General features: G+C 61.6%; 3 protein-coding genes. 2 read left to right on the top strand and 1 reads right to left on the bottom strand.

All coding sequences use genetic code 11. The annotated features are described in order from the left end of the window. Window positions 1-849, bottom strand: an 849-nt coding sequence (locus EN932_RS35000) for a DUF2157 domain-containing protein (RefSeq protein WP_128369470.1), incomplete at its 3' end; no start/stop codon positions are given. A gap of 237 nt (window positions 850-1,086) precedes the next feature. Between EN932_RS35000 and EN932_RS34995 the strand changes: the two genes are divergently transcribed. Together EN932_RS34995 and EN932_RS34990 are read left to right on the top strand one after the other, a co-directional pair. Continuing rightward, window positions 1,087-1,227 carry a DUF1127 domain-containing protein gene (locus tag EN932_RS34995; protein WP_013531315.1) on the top strand — a complete coding sequence of 47 codons (141 nt, stop codon included), beginning with the start codon at window positions 1,087-1,089 and terminating at the stop codon, window positions 1,225-1,227. Between the two features lie 49 nt (window positions 1,228-1,276). Further along, on the top strand, window positions 1,277-1,417 hold the full coding sequence (locus EN932_RS34990; RefSeq protein ID WP_013531314.1) for a DUF1127 domain-containing protein: 141 nt from the start codon (window positions 1,277-1,279) through the stop codon (window positions 1,415-1,417). The last annotated feature ends 532 nt before the right edge of the window (window positions 1,418-1,949 follow it).

Raw genomic sequence — 1,949 nt, 5'->3', positions numbered from 1 at the left:
GTTGTAGGTGCTCTCGTCGGCGAGTTCGAACTGGATCATTGCGAGGCCGGTGAGGAAGCCGAGCAGCGCGTGCAAGGGCAAGCGGCCGCCGAGTTGCACGACCCGGTCGACCGGGCCAGGCGCGAAGACCGAGGCCGCGAACAGCAGCGCCGAGGCGACGACCAGCGGGATCGCCACCTGCAGCGTGTCGTGGTTGGTGACCAGCAGCATAAGATAGAACAGCACCGACAGGATAATCAGGTGGCGCGCCGCCTGGCTGCGGGTCCAGAACGAGACGGCAAACAGCACGATCGCCATGACGACGAAGCCGTGCGGAAAATCGCTGCGGCTGTAATAGTCGAAGCCTTTGAGGAACAGCCAGGCATCGGCGATGCCGACCGAAGCCACCGTCAGCGGGTTCGATCGCAGCGCAACCGCCGCCAGCGCCGTGCCGGCTCCCCAGGTCACCAGAGCCGAGGCCTCGTCGCCCGAGAGATGATACATCTGGCCGATCAGCGCGATCGAGCCGCCGAAAGCCGCGGCCGCCACGATCCACAGCGCTTCCCCGATTGCCGCATGGTCGCGGGCCTTCAGCACCGCGCCGCCGACATAGCCGCCAAGGATGACGGCAAACAGCGCCGCCACGCGCGCCAGCCTCGGGATCGCGTCCCAATTGGCGGCGACGAAAATCAGGATGGCGGCGCCGAACAGCAAGGCGGCCATCATAGCCAGGATCGAGCCGAAGCTCAGCGACTTGCGCTCGTTGGCCTCGACATCGCGCGCCAGCGAATCGGCCGTCGCGGCGTCGATCATGCCGGCCTGCTGCCAGCGCGCGATATCCGCCCTGACCCGCGACGAATAGCTCGCCATGCTGCTTCTCCCCCCAGTTTGGTCTTTTTTGCAGCCGATCCGGTCAAGCCGTTGGCGCTAAGGCATTTTCCGATTCGGGTTTCTTTGTGTCAGGTCCGTGAACGCGCGTTAATGCTGCATTGCACAATTTGCATTGCTGCCATGCAGCCATAGCGCTTTTAAATCGATATGGGTCCGCCTATTTATAGTTCGTACACAAACGGAATGATCCGCAAGAAAGACGAAACGAGAACTACCATGAACCTGATCCGCAACTACCGCAACTGGCGCCGCTACAGGGACACCGTGTCCGAGCTGAGCCGCCTGAGCAACCGTGAACTGACCGACCTCGGCATCAGCCGCAGCGACATTCCTTACGTCGCTCGCAAGGCGGTCTAATTCTTCGGACCGCGAATGGTCCGAACCAGTTTTGAAAAAGAGAACGACAATGAACCTGATCCGCAACTATCGTAACTGGCGCGTTTATCGCGAGACGGTTACCGAGCTGGGTCGCCTTTCGAACCGCCAGCTGCATGATCTCGGTATCGTCCGCGACGAAATCAAGATCATCGCCCGCCAGGCGATCTAGACAGAATTTCGCCAGGGTCGACCTCCTCCCCGACCTTGACGAATACGGTCACCCCTTACCTCCTCCCAAGGGTTGACCACCAAAACGGCGCCCGCCGCACCTCCTCCCGCGGCGGGCGTTGTTTGCCGGAAATCGAATTTTGCCCCAAAGGTTTCGCTCCTTTTCAAACAGCGAAAGAGTTTTCGTCAAAGCCGACCTCCTCCCCGGCGATGACGAATCGGCCCGACCTTCACCTCCTCCCGAGGGTTGGCCACAAAAACGGCGCCCGCCGCACCTCCTCCCGCGGCGGGCGCTGTTTCCCAGGGCAAGACGAATTTTGCTCCAGAGGTTTCGCCCCTTCTAAAAATGGCGAAAGGAATTTCGTCAAAGCCGACCTCCTCCCCGGCGATGACGAATATGGCCGGCCTTCACCTCCTCCCGAAGGTCGACCCCAAAAACGACACCCGCCGGACCTCCTCCCCCGGCGGGTGTTGTTGTTTTCAGGAGGCGCTCCCATCAGCAGCTGTTTGCCCCGCACCGCGCACGGCAATTG

The sequence above is a fragment of the Mesorhizobium sp. M7A.F.Ca.US.002.01.1.1 genome, from assembly GCF_004022955.1.
Classification (GTDB): domain Bacteria; phylum Pseudomonadota; class Alphaproteobacteria; order Rhizobiales; family Rhizobiaceae; genus Mesorhizobium; species Mesorhizobium ciceri.
Note: the sequence above shows the minus strand (reverse complement) of the source record. Positions and strands in the feature narration are given on the sequence as shown.

What these genes read in the sequence shown, in the direction of transcription:
- EN932_RS34990 (WP_013531314.1), top strand. Translation starts at nt 1,277, where the DNA reads ATGAACCTGATCCGCAACTATCGTAACTGGCGCGTTTATCGCGAGACG.
- EN932_RS34995 (WP_013531315.1), top strand. Translation starts at nt 1,087, where the DNA reads ATGAACCTGATCCGCAACTACCGCAACTGGCGCCGCTACAGGGACACC.